We start from the raw sequence: 15,138 nt of genomic DNA, 5'->3' as shown, positions 1-15,138 counted from the left end.
GGCGGATACAGTCATGTCGCGGCCAGCAATTCGCCGGACACCAGCTCGCCCAGCAAGGCGTCGAGCAGAACCATGCCCGCCGGTTCGACGAATAATCGCGTGCCCTCGCGGCGGATCAGGCCCAAATCGCGATAAAAGCGCGCCTTGGCATCGTCGATCAGCTGGTCGACGGGCAGACCGAAACGCTGCGCCATGGCGGCCAGATCGAGTCCTTCTTCAAGGCGCAGGCCCATCATCAGCGCCTCTGCCGCCTGTTCGCGGGCGGGAAGGTGGCGGCTTTCCGACATGCCATGGCCGTTGCGCACGGTGGCCGACAGAAAATTCTCGGGCTTTTTGTGCCGCTGCGTCGCGATCCCGCGCCGCCTGCCATGTGCGCCGGGGCCGATGCCTGCATAATCGCCATAGCGCCAATAGGTCAGATTATGGCGGCTTTCCTGCCCGGCGCGGGCATGATTGCTGACTTCATACGCAGGCAAACCCGCCTCTGCCGTCATCGCGCGGGTCAGGGTGAAGATGGCGGCGGCGGTATCGTCTTCGGGCAGGGCAAACCGGCCGAGGCGGTAATCGGTGGCGAAACGCGTCCCCGGTTCGATGGTCAGCTGATAAAGCGACAAATGCCCCGTTCCGAATGCAAGCGCGCGCGAAAGCTCGGCCTGCCATTCATCGGCGCTTTGATCGGGGCGGGCATAGATCAGGTCGAAACTGATGCGGTCGAACGCGCGCTGCGCCACCTCCAGTGCGGCGATCCCTTCGCGCGCGTCGTGCAAGCGGCCAAGAAAGCGCAGCGCATCGTCATTCAGGCTTTGCAGTCCCAGCGACACGCGGTTCACGCCCGCGCGTGCCAGATCGGCAAAAGCGGCAGCCTCGACCGAAGAGGGATTGGCCTCCAGCGTGATTTCCAGATCGGGTGCGGCCGGCCAGTGCCGCGTGGCAGCGGCGATCAGCGTCTCGACCAGGGCAGGCGGCATCAGCGATGGCGTGCCGCCGCCAAAGAAGATCGACGTCAGCGTATCGGGGCCGGTCGCCTCCCGCTCATGCGCCATATCGGCGAGCAGCGCCGCCTCCCACGCGGCCATATCGACGCCGTCGCGCACATGGCTGTTGAAGTCGCAATAGGGGCATTTCTTCAGACAGAAGGGCCAATGGATATAAAGCGCCAGCGCCATGGCCGCGTTTCAGCACCTGTTCAGCGGGCGAAGTCAAGCTTGGGGGCGAAACAAGTGCACATGGACGGACGGATGAAACGCTGGGTTGCAACGGGATTGGCGGTTTTTGGCATGGCAGGAGCCGCGATCGCGGGGCCTGCGGTGGCGCAGCAGCAATGGGGATATTCCAGCAAATATCCGCGCGTCGACAGCGTGCCCGCGACGAGTTTTGCCCAGCGCCTGCTGGACACCCATAATGCAGAGCGCAAGCGTGTCGGCGTTCCCGCCCTGCAATGGGACGCAAAGCTGGCTGGGGAGGCGCAGGTCTGGGCCCGCGAAATGGCCCGCAGGCAAAAGATGACCCATGCCGATCCCGCCGCCAGACGCGGCGCGGGAGAGAACCTGTGGATGGGGACCAAGGGCTATTACACCGCCGAGGAAATGGTCGACACCTTCGTCGAGGAAAAGCGTTTTTTCCGGCGCGGCACGTTCCCCGATGTCTCGACCACCGGACAATGGCGCGACGTGGGCCATTACACGCAGCTGATCTGGCGGGGCACCGAAAAGGTCGGTTGCGCGGTCGCAGCTGGCGGAGGGCAGGACTGGCTGGTGTGCCGGTACTGGCCGGCAGGCAACACGATGGGGCGACCCGTTCTTTAGACGGCTGGCCAGCGGAAGTAGACTGTGCGAGCAGCGACCGGCTGCGCCGCGGCATCGAAACTGCGTTCGGTCATCGTGCCGGTGCCATCGCGCGCAATTGTCACCAGCGTGCTGCACCGCGTGCCATATTCGGGATTGTTGATGAAAACCGGCGCGTAATCCGGTTCGGGCGCATGCAAGGGCGCGGGATCGTCGGGGCGTGGCGTTTCCGCCCGCAGCGCCGTAAACAGCGGCCCGGTATCGGCCACATCGCCATGCAGCCAAGCGGCCAGCGCATCGCATAGCTGGCGGGTTTTCGGCCATGGCGTATCGAACGCGCCATTCGATATGCCATGCACCCCCGCGCCAAGACCGTGTTCCCGCACCTCGGGATGGTTGGTGATGATGCGCGCCTTGCCCACTTGCGCGTGAAAAACATTGAGCGGGTTCATGGCCCCGATGCCTGCCGGTTCGCGGCCCCGCAGCAGATCGGTGACCACCGATCCGCGCGAAGGGCGCCCTTCGGTCACACGGCCGGGATCGCGGAAATTGGTCAGCAGGGCGAAATGGCCGCTCTCGGAAACGCCCAGCCATGTGCCGCCACCGCGCAGGTCGCGTCCGGCGATAATGCGCGGATCGCCGGGCCAGCGGTCGAGTGCCGCTGTCGGGCGGGCGTGGAATTCATCGCGATTGGCGATGGCAACCAGCACAAGTTCGGGATGGCAATCCCATGCCACGGCTGCAACGCACATGATCCCGACCCCGCTTGTCCCATTATGGCAGCGGGCGGCCTAGCCGATCAGCGCACATACTTCGATAGAAGTGCGCGTCAGATCCATCAGCAGCAGGCGCGGATGACGGGCTTCGGCTTGGCTAGGCGTACTTCGAAATGCGCGCCGCGCAGGCGTGCCAGCACAAATGTATGCACAGCGGGATAGAGCGGATTGATAAAGCGCAAATGGGCGGCCTGACCGCGTTCGATCCATTGCACCTCGGCATCGATGGCCGATAATCCGCCGAACGAGATGGTCAGCCTGTCACGCGGTCCCAGCTGGCGTGAAATCCCCTCGATCCGGGCGCCCTCCTGCGTTAATTCGACCAGATTGGCGGGGAAGGAAATTCCGGTTCCGACGCGATAGCGGCAGCGGGCCTTGATGGCCTGCTGATCGATCGTCGGCATTACTTTGAAGCGACCCACGTAAATCTCCCTGAGCACGAGATTTCAGAGGGAATTGTGCGGGTGCGGGCGTTTAAATTCTCTTAACGCGGGGGTCCCGCGCCGCAAGTTGCTGTGCATAACGGACAATTGTTTTACGCAGCGCAGCAATCCCTTTCGCGCATCGGGAACGATACGGCGCTACTGCCCGGCTCAAGCGGTGAACTGATCGGCGACCAGCTTTGCGAAGGCGTCGGCGCGATGGCTGATCGCGTGCTTTTCTGCGGGGTCGATTTCGGCAAAAGTCTGCGTACGGCCCTCGGGCACGAAGACCGGGTCATAGCCGAAGCCCAATGTGCCGCGCGGCGGCCATGTCAGCGCACCTTTGACGCGCCCTTCATAGATCGCGTGGCGGCCGTCGGGCCATGCCAGAGCAAGCGTGCAGGAAAAATGCGCACTGCGGTCGACATTCGGCCCCTGCTGCGCAAGCAATCCTTCGACCTTGCCCATGGCCATATACCAGTCGCGGCCCGGATCGCCTTCGAACCATTGCCGTTCGGCCCAGTCGGCGGTGTACACCCCCGGCCTGCCGCCCAGCGCGTCAACCGACAAGCCGCTATCGTCGGCCAGTGCCACGATCTGCGACGCCTGTGCCGCGGCGCGCGCCTTGATCAGCGCGTTTTCGGCAAAACTCGTCCCCGTCTCGGCCGGTTCGGGCAGGCCCAGCGAGCCTGCCGAAATGCAGTTCATCCCATAGGGCGCGAGCAGGGCCGAAATCTCTTTCAGCTTGCCCGCGTTATGGGTGGCGATGACCAGCGAACCGGAACCGAGGCGGCCAGTATCCGATCGGGGAGCGCCGGTCATGCGCCTGCGACTGCGGCGGCCTGCGCCTTGAAGATATCGTCGCAACCCGTACGGGCAAGGCGCAGCAGGCGAAGCAGCTGTTCCTCGTCATAGGTCGCGCCCTCGGCGGTGGCCTGAACCTCGGCGATATGGCCGCCTTCGATCAGGACGAAATTGGCGTCGGCATCGGCGCTCGAATCCTCGTCATAATCAAGGTCGAGGACGGGTGTGCCGTTATAGATGCCGCAGGACACCGCAGCGACCTTGCGGGTCAGCGGATCGACCTTGATCGCGCCCGATTTCATCAGGCCTTCGACGGCAAGGCGCAGCGCGACCCATGCGCCGCTGATCGATGCGGTGCGCGTGCCGCCATCGGCCTGGATCACATCGCAATCCAGCGTGATCTGCCGCTCGCCCAGCTTTTTCAGATCGGTCACCGAACGCAGCGAACGCCCGATCAGGCGCTGGATTTCCTGCGTACGGCCCGATTGCTTGCCCTTGGCCGCCTCGCGGCTGCCGCGCGTGTGGGTGGCGCGAGGCAGCATCGAATATTCGCCCGTGACCCAGCCTTCGCCCTTGCCGCGCAGGAACGGGGGCACGCGCTCTTCCACGCTGGCGGTGCACAGCACCTTGGTCTCGCCAAAGCTGACAAGGACCGATCCCTCGGCATGTTTGGTGAAGCCGGTCTCGATCGAGATGGCTCGCATTTGGTCGGCGGCGCGGCCGGATGGGCGCATGGGATTACCTTTGCAGCTGGTGTTCGTGATGAAATGCGTTTGTGGCCGCCCCTGTGAAAGTTTTGGCCGCGCGGTGCAAGGTGCGATTGTGGACTGCGAGCCGCGTGTAGAGCGAAGGTTTCGCGCAGTGCGGGCAAGCATCGATTTCACGCGATGCACCCCCTTGCAAGGATCGGCGCCTGCGCCTAACCGCCATCGTTCGAATATTACCCAGCAAGCGAGTACGCGACCATGGCGACCAGCGCCGCAGAAAAGACCGGTTTCACCACTCTGGCACATCCCGCGCCCGTACCCGGTGAAACGCGTGCGCAATTGCTGGCCAATCCCGGTTTCGGCACGCTGTTCACCGACCACATGGTGGTGATCGACTGGGCCGAGGGGGAGGGGTGGCACAATGCCACCATCGGTCCGCGCCAGCCCATCTCGCTCGACCCTGCCGCCGCCGTCCTGCATTATGCGCAGGAGATTTTTGAGGGTATGAAGGCCTATCGCCACCCCGACGGCACCACGGCGCTGTTCCGGCCCGAGGCGAATGCAAAGCGTTTCAACGATTCCGCGCGCCGCATGGCGATGCCCGAATTGCCCGAGGAACTGTTCCTCGAAGCCGTACGAATGCTGGTCGAGACCGACGGCGCGTGGATTCCGGAAATGGAGGGCGCATCGCTGTATCTGCGCCCCTTTATGTTCGCGTCAGAGGCATTTCTGGGCGTCCGTCCTGCCAAGCAGTACAAATTTATCGTGATCGCCAGCCCTGCGGGCAATTACTTCAAATCGGGCGCGCCCGCGGTGTCGATCTGGGTGTCGAGCGATTATACACGCGCGGCCCCCGGCGGCACGGGTGCGGCCAAATGCGGCGGTAATTACGCTGCCAGCCTCGTCCCGCAGGCCGAAGCAATCGAACGCGGCCACGATCAGGTCGTGTTCCTTGACGCGGCGGAACGCAAATGGATCGAGGAACTGGGCGGCATGAACCTGTTCTTCGTGTTCGATGACGGCACGGTGCTGACCCCGGCACTGACCGGCACGATCCTGCCCGGCATCACGCGGCACAGCCTGATCACCCTTTTGCGAGAGGAAGGGCTGAACGTCGAGGAAGGCCGCTACAGCCTTGAACAATGGCGTGAGGATGCGACCACGGGGCGTCTGGTCGAATGCTTTGCCTGCGGCACGGCGGCGGTCGTCACTGCGGTCGGCAAGGTCGCGGGCCATGACGGCGAATTCACCATCGGCAGCGGCGGTCCGGGTCAGTTGACGCAAAAGATGAAGGACCGCCTCACCGGCATCCAGCGCGGGTTGGTGCCCGATACGCATGGCTGGGTGACGAAGCTGGGCTGACGGCGCCGTCAGGCGGCCAGCAATTCGGCCGCCGCGGGGCTTTCTTCCAAAAGAGCGATCAGCCCGCGTTCCTCGCGGCTTTGCCAGCGGCTCTTGCGCGGGAGCCTGAGCTCTGCCCGCCAGCGCAATTGCCGGTCGACCAGCGCAATCAAGGCAGGGTGGATATAGGCCTTGCGCGTCACGGCAGGCGTATTACCCAGCCTTTCGGCCACCGCGTTCAGCAGCGCCTTGATCGGAACGCGCCCCTCGGCCCGCGCCAGTTCGGTGAAGGCCAGGACGCTGCCGTGGAAGGTTCGGAAGTCCTTGGCGGTAAAATCTTCCCCCATCGCTTCGCGAAGATAGGCGTTCACGTCGCTCGAACACACGGGATGCGCTTCGCCATCCTCCCCGACATAGCGAAACAAATGTTGACCGGGCAGTTCGTGCATCTTACGCACGGTTCGGGCAAGGCTTCGGTCGGTCAGCGTTACCTCGCGGTTCTGGCCCGACTTGCCCTTGAACCGCAAACGCAACCTGCCGCCCTTCAACTCGGCGTGCCGGTTGCGCAGCGTGGTCGCGCCAAAGCTTTTGTTCGCTCTGGCATAGGCTTCGTTCCCGATCCGTAACCGGCCAAGATCGAGCAGGCGAACGACGCTGGCAATGGCCCTGTCGCGCGATAGCCCGCTGCTTGCGAGATCTTCCTCAACACGTTTGCGGATTAAGGGCAGCGCCTTGCCGAATGCGAGGCAGCGGTCGAATTTCTCGCCATCCTGATGGCTGCGGAAATCGGGGTGATACCGGTACTGCTTGCGCCCCTTGGCATCCAGGCCGGTTGCCAGAATATGCCCATTGGCGGCCGGGCAATACCATGCGTCGGTATAGGCGGGCGGCAAGGCGACGGCGTTCAGGCGGTTGATTTCGTCGCGGTCCGAAATGCGATTGCCTTTGGCATCGTAATAGGCCCAGCCTTTCCCGCATTTGCGGCGGGTAATGCCGGGCAGGCTGTCATCGACGAAGATCAGCTTGGGAAGATTACGCCCCTTCGTGTCGTTTTTGTCGGTATTGCCTGCCATGATGAAGCGAAAAACACCGGCAATGACCGGAGGGTTCCGGTTCATCACTCATTTTCCGCCCGCAAGCCCTTTTCAACGCTGCGAAACCGGTTATATGGCGGCCCTCGGCCCGACACGGGTCAGGACATGTTGGGGCGTAGCCAAGCGGTAAGGCACCGGTTTTTGGTACCGGCATGCGCAGGTTCGAATCCTGCCGCCCCAGCCAGTTTTCTCCTTTTTTCACATACCCAGGGGTTACGCCGTCACGCGCCGTTCGGTGATCGTACGGAAAAGTTCGCGGATGCCGAATTGCCATGCGGGTGCGTCGCAGCTGTGGACGACCTGATTGGTCAGTGTGCCCAGCTTATCCGAACGGATATGCACCATATCGCCGACCTTGTGGGTAAAACCGCGGCCCGGTTCGTCGCGGTCCTGCACCGGCGCGAATAATGTGCCCAGCATCAGCACGAAGCCGTCAGGGTAATGATGTTCCGACATGGTCTGGCGCACCAGTTCCAGCGGATCGCGGCTGATCTGGTTCATCGAGCTATGGCCTTCGAGAAGATAGCCCTCGGGTCCGTCGATCCGCAAATCCAGTTCGGCACTGCGAATATCGTCGATGGTAAAGCCGTCGTCGAACAGGCGGACAAAGGGGCCCAATGCGCAGGCGGCATTGTTGTCCTTGGCCTTCCCAAGCAGCAGGGCGCTGCGCCCTTCGAAATCGCGCAGGTTCACGTCATTGCCCAGCATGGCCCCGACGATTTTGCCAGATGCGTTGACGGCCAGCACGACTTCGGGTTCGGGGTTGTTCCATGTCGAATCCGACCGGATGCCCACCTTGCGGCCCCAGCCGACGGTGGACAGCACCGGCGCCTTGGTAAAAACCTCGGCATCGGGGCCGATGGCGACTTCCAGATATTGCGACCACATGCCCGCTTCGATCAGCGCGGCTTTCAGCTGGGCGGCGCTGTCGCTGCCCGGCACGACATTGCGAATGCCGCTGCCGACGCGGTCCTCCAGTTCGGCGCGGATCGCGGCGGCGGCATTGGCATCGCCGCGGGCGCGTTCCTCTATCACCCGTTCGATGGCGGATACGGCAAAGGTCACGCCGCAGGCCTTCACGCATTGCAGGTCGACGGGCGAAAGCAATTCGAACGCGCCGCCGCCGACGGTCAGCTCCTCTATGCTGCACAGCAGCCTGCCTGCGGCCGAGGCGGGGTCTGCCATGTCGAACAGCTCGGATACGGTCATGGCTGCGTCCGACACGTCGAAAACCTGTCCGCCGCGCAGCAGGACGGGCACCGGCCCGCCCGCAAGACCGACGCGGCCAGCCAGCACGGCCCGTTCGTGATCGGCGGGTAGGGCCGCCGGGTCGAAACGCATTACCATGATCGTCTATCCTCTCTTAAATCGGGGCGCGTCAGCCCGCCTGCCGCTCGGCATCCAGCTGTTCGAGCGATTTGCCCTCGTTCCGCGGTGCCCAGACAAATCCGATGACGCCGCTGATCGTCAGGAAGCCGACCAGAATCCATGCCAGCGTGGTAAATCCAGTTGCAGTCAGGAAGGGCACGAAGAAGCTGAAAACGCCAAGCGCGATGCGCACGACCGCGAACATCACGCCCTGCGCGGTGCTGCGCAGAAGGGTCGGGAACATCTCTGACGACCAGAGCTGGAAGAAACACTGCGCGCCGAAACCTTGCCCAAATGCCATCAGGAACACATGGGCCAGTGCCACCGGCAGCGTCAGCGGAAAGATCGCCAAAAGCGACATTCCCACGATCTGGACCAGCGCCGAAAGCCCGAACAGCAGGCGCTGGTTTACCCGGTCGGCGAATTTCATGAACACGAAGTAGATCGACGCCATGCCGAGCAGGAAGGACAGCGCCTGAATGGCGACCGACATGGCCTGCGACTGGTTACCCACGGTGCGCAGGATATAGGGGAAGAAGAACCCGTTGGTCCCCGCCCACAGGTTCCAGAACAGATACATGCCCGCCAGAAATGCCATCGAACGGATGTGCTGGCGCGTGAACAGATCGCGCCAATTGCCGCGCTGAAGCGGAGCGCCCCCATCCGGGGTCTTGGCCTGCGCCTCGAGCCAGCGTTGCGATTCCTTCATCCGCGACCGCAGGAAGGTCAGGCCGACCGCCAACAGCGCCAGATGGGCGAACACGATCCGCGCACCCAGCAGACCCAGAGGTTCGAGGACGAGGAACATCAACAGCACCACGACCGGCCCCAGATACCAGAGCACCTGCGCCACGCCGCTGTGTTTGCCGCGTTTCTTGTCGGGCGCCATCTCGGCGATCAGCGACCACGACGCGGGAATGTCGGCACCCACAGCAAGTCCGACGAGGAAGAAGCCCAGCACGATCATCCACGCATTCATCGCGAAGACGAGCCACATCATGCCGAATGCGTAAAACAGCATGTCGTATTGATAAATTTTCTTGCGGCCCAGAATGTCGCATAGCCGTCCGCCGATCAGTGCGCCGACGCCAGCCGCGATGGCATTGGGGCCGAACGCCCCGATCAGGCCGACCAGATCGGTCGACAGCCCATAGGCCTCTACCCACAGAGCCAGCGCCGCCGAGCCCGCGACAATGGAGCCGGCATCGATATAGTTCGCAAGGCCTGCCAGAATCGTATTCTTCCAGTCGTCCTTGCCTTCGGGCACATCGATGGGGTGCGCCAGTTCGTCGGGAGTGGTCATTGCGTCATTCTCGTCCTGTGCTGGCGAAGCGGCGCCCGCGGCACGCTTCGCGCAGTTTATGTCGGGTCATGCGGCACTTGCGGCCATACTGTTACCCGCCGTAGTCGGGGCAGCAGCAGGTCCGGCCTGCGCAGCGATAAGCCGCGCAATGGCCGCGCGCCATAAATTTCGCGCCTCTTTCCGATAGTTGATCGAAAGAGCCGGATGATATCGGGTTTCTTGCCGATCCTGTCCCCCAATCGCGATCCCTGTGGCCAGCGCAGCCATGCGGGCCGCGCCCAGTGCGCTGGTTTCGGCGGAAGCGGGGCTGATGATCGTCTTGCCGCTGAAATCGGCGAGCATCTGCGCCAGAAGGGCGCTTTCGCTGCCGCCACCGTCGATGGCGATCGCGGGGAAATCCTGGCCGAGATCGGCCTCCATCGCCTCGATCACGTCGCAGATCTGGTGCGCGATACCCTCCAGCGTTGCGCGGGCGAGATGGGCGGGCATGGTGCCCAGCGTCATGCCGGTGATCGTGCCGCGCGCATCGGTCTGCCAATGTGGCGCGCCAAGCCCTGCAAGAGCGGGAACGACGATCACGCCATCGCTGCTGTCGACCTGTCCGGCCAGTTCGGACAGGGCCGCCGCACCGGCAAGGCCCATCATCTTTGCCATGAAAGACGCCGCATGGCCCGATACACTGATATTGCCTTCCAGCGCATATTGCGCGCCGCCATCGCTGCGGCTCCACGCGACGGTGCCCGACAGGCCATGGGTTGATCGGGCGCGTGCAGGGGTGGCAACCATCAGCGAACTGCCCGTACCGATGGTGACCTTGACCGTGCCCGACGCATCTTCGTCATGCGCGAACAGCGCGGCATGGCTGTCGCCCATCATGGCACGAACCGGCGTTCCGTCAGGGAGGGCAGGGCATGCATCCTGGACTGTGCCGAACAGGCTATCCGACGGCATGACCTGAGGCAGTATCGACAGCGGTATGTCGAACAATTCGGCCAGCCGTTCGTCCCATGTCAGCCGGTCCAGATTGAACAGCTGGGTGCGCGATGCATTGCTGGTGTCGGTCGCATGCACGGTTCCGCCGGTCAGCTTCCATAACAGCCAGCTGTCGATCGTGCCCGCCAGAATATCGCCCCGCGCAGCCGCTGTACGGGCGTCGGGGATATGGTCGAGCATCCAGCTGATTTTCGCTGCGGGAAACAGCGGATCGATGCCAAGCCCGCTCAGGCTGGCAATTTCCTCCTCATGCCCGTCGGCGCGCAGCGCGGCGCAGCGGTCGGCAGAGCGGCGGCATTGCCATGTGACGGCAGGCGCGAGCGGTTTGCCCGTGTGGCGGTCCCACAGCAGCACAGTCTCGCGCTGGTTCGAAATGGCGAGTGCCGCGATCGAGGCGCGCGGCGCGGCGGCGCAAAGCTCGGCGATCAGATCGACCACCGTGGTCCAGATATCCTCGGCCGATTGTTCGACCCAGCCCGACTGCGGAAAGGCGAGCGGGACGGAGCGCGGCCTCGAAAGCATGATTTGCCCGTCGCCGCGTACCAGCATCGCCTTGGTATTCGTGGTGCCCTGATCGATGGCGAGCACAACGGGGTCAGAGGGCACTGCCGGCGCCATTCAGCTGCGACCTGTCATCAACTCGCGCGCGGCACCGGCGATGCCGGTGGCGTTGAGGCCGAATTCGTCCAGAAGCCACGCTGCCGATCCCGTCGGCACAAAGCCGGGAAAGCCCAGAATGCGCATCGGAACAGGCGCGTTCTGCGCGCAGAATTCCGCAACCGCGCCGCCAAGACCGCCTTGCTTCAGCCCCTCCTCGACCGTGACGATCGCGCCGGTCTGCGCGGCCGAGGCGATGAGTTCCTCATCGACGGGCGAGACGCAAGCCATGTTGACGACGCGCGCGGCGATGCCTTCACCCGCCAACGCCTTTGCCGCGTCGATGGCGCGGTGAACCATGGTGCCATTGGCAATGATCGCGATATCGCCGCCTTCGTGCAGAACCTCGCCTTTTCCGATGGCGAATTGCGCCGTGGCGCGCTCCAGTGCGGGGACGGGCATGCGGCTCAAACGGATATAGACCGGTCCGTCATGCGCGGCGGCAGCGCGGATCGCCTGATCGGTTTCCCACGGATCGGCGGGAACGATCACGGTCATGCCGTCGATGGCGCGCAGCCATGCGATATCCTCGATGCTGTGATGCGTCGCGCCCAGCTCGCCATAGGCAACGCCCGACGAAATGCCGCACAGCTTCACATTGGCGTGGCTGTATGCGCAATCGGCCTTGATCTGCTCCATCGCGCGGGCGGTCAGGAAGCAGGACGCGCCGCTGACGAAGGGGATCTTCCCGCCATTGGCCAGCCCCGCGCCCACGCCCACCATGTTCTGTTCGGCAATGCCGACATTGATGAGGCGTTTGGGAAATCTCTCGCGGAATTTGCCCAGTTTCGACGATCCGACCGAATCGTTGCAGACCGATACGATCCGCTCGTCCCCAACGGCGAGCTCTTCCAGTGCGCTGACATAGGCGTCGCGGCAATCGAACATGTCGGCTTTGGTTACTGTTGCGCCGCCCATCACGCCATCTCCGCTTCGAGTTCGGCCAGTGCCTGTGCATATTGTTCGGGATTGGGGACGCCATGGTGCCAGCCGGGCTGGTCCTCCATAAAGCTGACGCCCTTGCCCTTGTGCGTGTCGGCAATGATCACGCGGGGCTTGTCGCGGGGCAGGGCGGCATCGTCGAATGCGGCCAGCAGCGCGGCATGATCGTGGCCGTCGACGCCAGCGACTTCCCATCCGAAGGCGCGCCATTTATCGGCCAGCGGTTCAAGCCCGTTGGTATCTTCGGTCTTCGCACCCTGTTGCAGGCGGTTGCGGTCGACGATCACGGTCAGCCTGCCAAGCCCGCGATGTCCCGCGAACATGGCGGCTTCCCACATCGACCCTTCCTGCAATTCGCCGTCGCCGGTCAGCACGAAAGTGCGGTAATCCGCGTCGTCGATCTGACCCGCGACCGCGATGCCGACTCCGACGGGCAGACCGTGACCCAGCGGTCCGGTATTGGTTTCCACTCCCGGCAGATAGGTGCGGTTCGGATGGCCGTTCAGGCGCGAGCGCGGCTTGAGATAGGTGTTAAGCTCTTCCTCGGCGAACAGGCCGCGTCCGGCCATCGCCGTGTACAGCGCGCCAGTGCAGTGCCCTTTGGACATGATGAAGCGGTCGCGGTCGGGCGCCAGCAGATTGGCGGGATCGATCCGCAGCACATCGAAATAGATCGAGGCGATGATGTCGGTCGCCGACAGATCGCCGCCGGGATGTCCTTGCCCGGCATCGACGATCATTTTCAGCAAGCGTCGGCGCATCCAGTTGGCGCGGCTGCGCACATGCGCCGCGCGCTGTTCGATGCTGCCGGTTGACGAGCCGTTGGGGTCAGGCATAATACGTATCATGAATCGCTCTCCTGCGGCATGGATAGCGGGAAGTCGAAGCTGTCGCAAGGGTTTTGCCTTCGACTTTTTCCACTTCGATCAAAAAACGAAGAAAATTGACAAATATCCGAAGTCATCATACGAATCCGGAAAGCGTCGTGCCGCATGGCGCGATGCTGTTGATGGATGTCGGAAGGATTGTTTCGGGTGCAGCCGGTGCAGCGCGAAAGGGCTCAGCCATGAATATGGGCGGATCCAAACCGCGCCTGCTGGGCGAGGCGCGGCGGGCGCGCATGCTGGCGTGGCTGCAGGAAGAGGGCAGTGCCCGCGTCCGCACCCTGGCCGAGGCATTCGACGTATCCGAAGTGACGGTGCGGCAGGATCTGGAAACGCTGGAGGCGCATGGTCATATCCTGCGCGAACATGGCGGAGCGTTCCTGAAGTCGCTGCCTACGCAGGTTCGTTCGATGGCGTTGCAAAACGCGGGACACATGGAGGCGAAGCGCCAGATCGGCATTGCGGCGGCCGCGATGGTGGATGACGGCGCGTCGATCATTCTCGACGCCGGATCGACCACGACCGAGGTCGCGGCCAATCTGGCGGGGCGGCATGACATTACGCTGATCACCAATGCGCTGAACATCGCGTTGATGTTGGGGGCGGAGCAGGGTTTCGACGTTCATCTGACTGGCGGCCATTTCAAGGCGCCAACCTTGTCGGTGTCGGGCAACCGCTCTGCCGAATATTTGCACGGCATGTATGTCGACCGGCTGTTTCTGGCGACGGCGGCCATCGATCTTGAGGCGGGGCTGACCTATCCGGCGCTGTCCGACATTCCGGTCAAGCGCGCCATGATAGAGGCTGCCCGCGAAGTCGTGCTGGTCGCCGATGCCAGCAAGATCGGGCAGCGGTCCTTCACCGCATTGGGCGGGATCGACATGGTCGATGTTCTGGTGACCGACACTTCCATCCGTGACGAGGATCGCAGCGCCATCGAGGCAGCGAGCGTCAGGGTCGTCGTGGCCTGACCGGCTGCGGCATCGCGAGAGCGCGACGATTTGGGCGAAAGCGACGATTTGGGCAACAGCGGCCAACCGGGCGCATCAATAATTTGGGACGAGGATACAAAGTGGGCAAACAGCAATTCGGCGCCGGCATCTGGCACTTCGCGACCTATGTGGACCGTTACGCGACCGACGGCTATGGCCCGCCGCGCACCCTGATCGAGATGATCGATCTGGCGGGACAGGTCGACGATCTTTTGGTCGTCGATATCAATTTCCCCTTCGTCGATCCCGATCTGTCGCTCGATGCGGTGGGCAAGGCGCTGGATCGCAACGGCCTGTCGGTCATCGGCATCACGCCCGAGATTTACACCCGCCGCTTTGCCAAGGGCGCCTTTACCAATCCCGATCACGGCATTCGCCGCCTTGCGAACGAGATGTGTAACGAGGCGGCCGACGTGGTCCGCCATTTCGGCGCGAAATATGTCAAGCTGTGGCCGGGTCAGGATGGCTGGGACTATCCGTTTCAGGTCGATCACAAGGCGGTTTGGCAGGCCAGCATGGACGGCATCGGCGAACTCGCCGAACAGAACCCCGACCTGCAATTCGTGATCGAATACAAGCCGCGCGAGCCGCGCGTGCATATGAGCTATGACAGCGTATCGCGCACGCTGCTGGGGATCGAAAAGATCGGCCTGCCCAATATCGGCATCCTGCTCGATTTCGGCCACTCGCTCTATGGCGGCGAAAGCCCTGCCGATGCGGCGCAGCTGGCAATCGACCACGGCCGCCTATTCGGCATGGATGTGAACGACAATTTCCGCAGCTGGGACGACGATCTGATCGCCGGATCGGTGCATCCGATCGAATTGTTCGAATTCTTCTACACGCTGCGCAAGAACAATTGGGAAGGCGTCTGGCAACTCGACCAGTTTCCCTTCCGCGAGGATAGCGTGGCGGCGGCCAATTCGGCGATCACTTTTCTGAAGGCAATTGAAACCGCGCTCGACCGGCTCGATTTCGATGCCATGCGCGAGGCGCAGTCGCGCCATGATGCGGTGGCGGCGCTGAATCTGGCGCGCAAAGCGCTGTTTTCGACCTTTTAAAGGGCCGCGG

At 63.3% G+C, this 15,138-nt stretch carries 15 protein-coding genes and 1 tRNA gene; 5 read left to right on the top strand and 11 right to left on the bottom strand.

Annotated features, from left to right (window positions below; all coding sequences use genetic code 11):
- Positions 1 to 11: 11 nt before the first annotated feature.
- Positions 12 to 1,166 (bottom strand): radical SAM family heme chaperone HemW, encoded by a 1,155-nt coding sequence (gene hemW / locus LOZ74_RS10460; protein WP_230291166.1) that lies wholly within the window; start codon positions 1,164 to 1,166, stop codon positions 12 to 14.
- A 72-nt stretch (positions 1,167 to 1,238) separates the two neighbouring features.
- Between hemW and LOZ74_RS10455 the strand changes: the two genes are divergently transcribed.
- Positions 1,239 to 1,805 carry a CAP family protein gene (locus LOZ74_RS10455; protein ID WP_230291165.1) on the top strand — a complete coding sequence of 189 codons (567 nt, stop codon included), beginning with the start codon at positions 1,239 to 1,241 and terminating at the stop codon, positions 1,803 to 1,805.
- Here LOZ74_RS10455 and LOZ74_RS10450 read toward each other — a convergent pair.
- From LOZ74_RS10450 to rph, 4 genes are all read right to left on the bottom strand, one after another.
- Positions 1,802 to 2,536, bottom strand: coding sequence for an NRDE family protein (locus LOZ74_RS10450; RefSeq protein ID WP_230291164.1), 735 nt, complete (start codon positions 2,534 to 2,536; stop codon positions 1,802 to 1,804). The two genes, LOZ74_RS10455 and LOZ74_RS10450, sit on opposite strands and share 4 nt — an antisense overlap.
- 86 nt (positions 2,537 to 2,622) lie before the next feature.
- Positions 2,623 to 2,982, bottom strand: coding sequence for a hypothetical protein (locus LOZ74_RS10445; protein WP_230280900.1), 360 nt, complete (start codon positions 2,980 to 2,982; stop codon positions 2,623 to 2,625).
- A 171-nt stretch (positions 2,983 to 3,153) separates the two neighbouring features.
- A complete protein-coding gene (gene rdgB, locus LOZ74_RS10440; RefSeq protein ID WP_230291163.1) occupies positions 3,154 to 3,804 on the bottom strand; it encodes an RdgB/HAM1 family non-canonical purine NTP pyrophosphatase in 651 nt (216 codons plus the stop codon).
- Complete coding sequence (gene rph / locus LOZ74_RS10435) at positions 3,801 to 4,520, bottom strand: ribonuclease PH (RefSeq protein WP_230291162.1); 720 nt, start codon at positions 4,518 to 4,520, stop codon at positions 3,801 to 3,803. Before rph ends, rdgB begins: the two co-directional genes overlap by 4 nt.
- Before the next feature lie 231 nt (positions 4,521 to 4,751).
- Between rph and LOZ74_RS10430 the strand changes: the two genes are divergently transcribed.
- Complete coding sequence (locus LOZ74_RS10430) at positions 4,752 to 5,855, top strand: branched-chain amino acid aminotransferase (protein WP_230291161.1); 1,104 nt, start codon at positions 4,752 to 4,754, stop codon at positions 5,853 to 5,855.
- 8 nt (positions 5,856 to 5,863) lie between these two features.
- Here LOZ74_RS10430 and LOZ74_RS10425 read toward each other — a convergent pair whose 3' ends face one another.
- A complete protein-coding gene (locus LOZ74_RS10425; RefSeq protein ID WP_230293866.1) occupies positions 5,864 to 6,907 on the bottom strand; it encodes a DNA topoisomerase IB in 1,044 nt (347 codons plus the stop codon).
- A 130-nt stretch (positions 6,908 to 7,037) separates the two neighbouring features.
- Between LOZ74_RS10425 and LOZ74_RS10420 the strand changes: the two genes are divergently transcribed.
- Positions 7,038 to 7,112, top strand: a tRNA-Gln gene (locus LOZ74_RS10420).
- Positions 7,113 to 7,141: 29 nt separating this feature from the next.
- Here the strand turns inward: LOZ74_RS10420 and LOZ74_RS10415 are convergent.
- The 5 genes from LOZ74_RS10415 to LOZ74_RS10395 all read right to left on the bottom strand — a co-directional run bounded on the left by LOZ74_RS10415 (position 7,142) and on the right by LOZ74_RS10395 (position 13,039).
- On the bottom strand, positions 7,142 to 8,269 hold the full coding sequence (locus tag LOZ74_RS10415; protein ID WP_370638820.1) for a fumarylacetoacetate hydrolase family protein: 1,128 nt from the start codon (positions 8,267 to 8,269) through the stop codon (positions 7,142 to 7,144).
- 37 nt (positions 8,270 to 8,306) lie between these two features.
- Complete coding sequence (locus LOZ74_RS10410) at positions 8,307 to 9,599, bottom strand: MFS transporter (RefSeq protein ID WP_230291159.1); 1,293 nt, start codon at positions 9,597 to 9,599, stop codon at positions 8,307 to 8,309.
- Between the two features lie 66 nt (positions 9,600 to 9,665).
- Complete coding sequence (locus tag LOZ74_RS10405) at positions 9,666 to 11,210, bottom strand: FGGY family carbohydrate kinase (RefSeq protein WP_230291158.1); 1,545 nt, start codon at positions 11,208 to 11,210, stop codon at positions 9,666 to 9,668.
- Positions 11,211 to 12,167 (bottom strand): transketolase family protein, encoded by a 957-nt coding sequence (locus tag LOZ74_RS10400; RefSeq protein WP_230291157.1) that lies wholly within the window; start codon positions 12,165 to 12,167, stop codon positions 11,211 to 11,213.
- Positions 12,167 to 13,039 (bottom strand): transketolase, encoded by an 873-nt coding sequence (locus tag LOZ74_RS10395; protein ID WP_230291156.1) that lies wholly within the window; start codon positions 13,037 to 13,039, stop codon positions 12,167 to 12,169. Before LOZ74_RS10395 ends, LOZ74_RS10400 begins: the two co-directional genes overlap by 1 nt.
- A gap of 218 nt (positions 13,040 to 13,257) precedes the next feature.
- Here LOZ74_RS10395 and LOZ74_RS10390 point away from each other — a divergent pair, with 218 nt between their 5' ends.
- Together LOZ74_RS10390 and LOZ74_RS10385 are read left to right on the top strand one after the other, a co-directional pair.
- Entirely contained in the window at positions 13,258 to 14,046 is a 789-nt protein-coding gene (locus tag LOZ74_RS10390) for a DeoR/GlpR family DNA-binding transcription regulator (protein ID WP_230291155.1), read from the top strand.
- Positions 14,047 to 14,147: 101 nt separating this feature from the next.
- A complete protein-coding gene (locus LOZ74_RS10385) occupies positions 14,148 to 15,128 on the top strand; it encodes a sugar phosphate isomerase/epimerase (RefSeq protein ID WP_230291154.1) in 981 nt (326 codons plus the stop codon).
- The last annotated feature ends 10 nt before the right edge of the window (positions 15,129 to 15,138 follow it).

This window comes from Croceicoccus sp. Ery5 (assembly GCF_020985325.1).
Lineage (GTDB): Bacteria > Pseudomonadota > Alphaproteobacteria > Sphingomonadales > Sphingomonadaceae > Croceicoccus.
The sequence above is the reverse complement of the archived record's forward strand: the minus strand, read 5'-3'. Positions and strand labels throughout refer to the sequence as shown.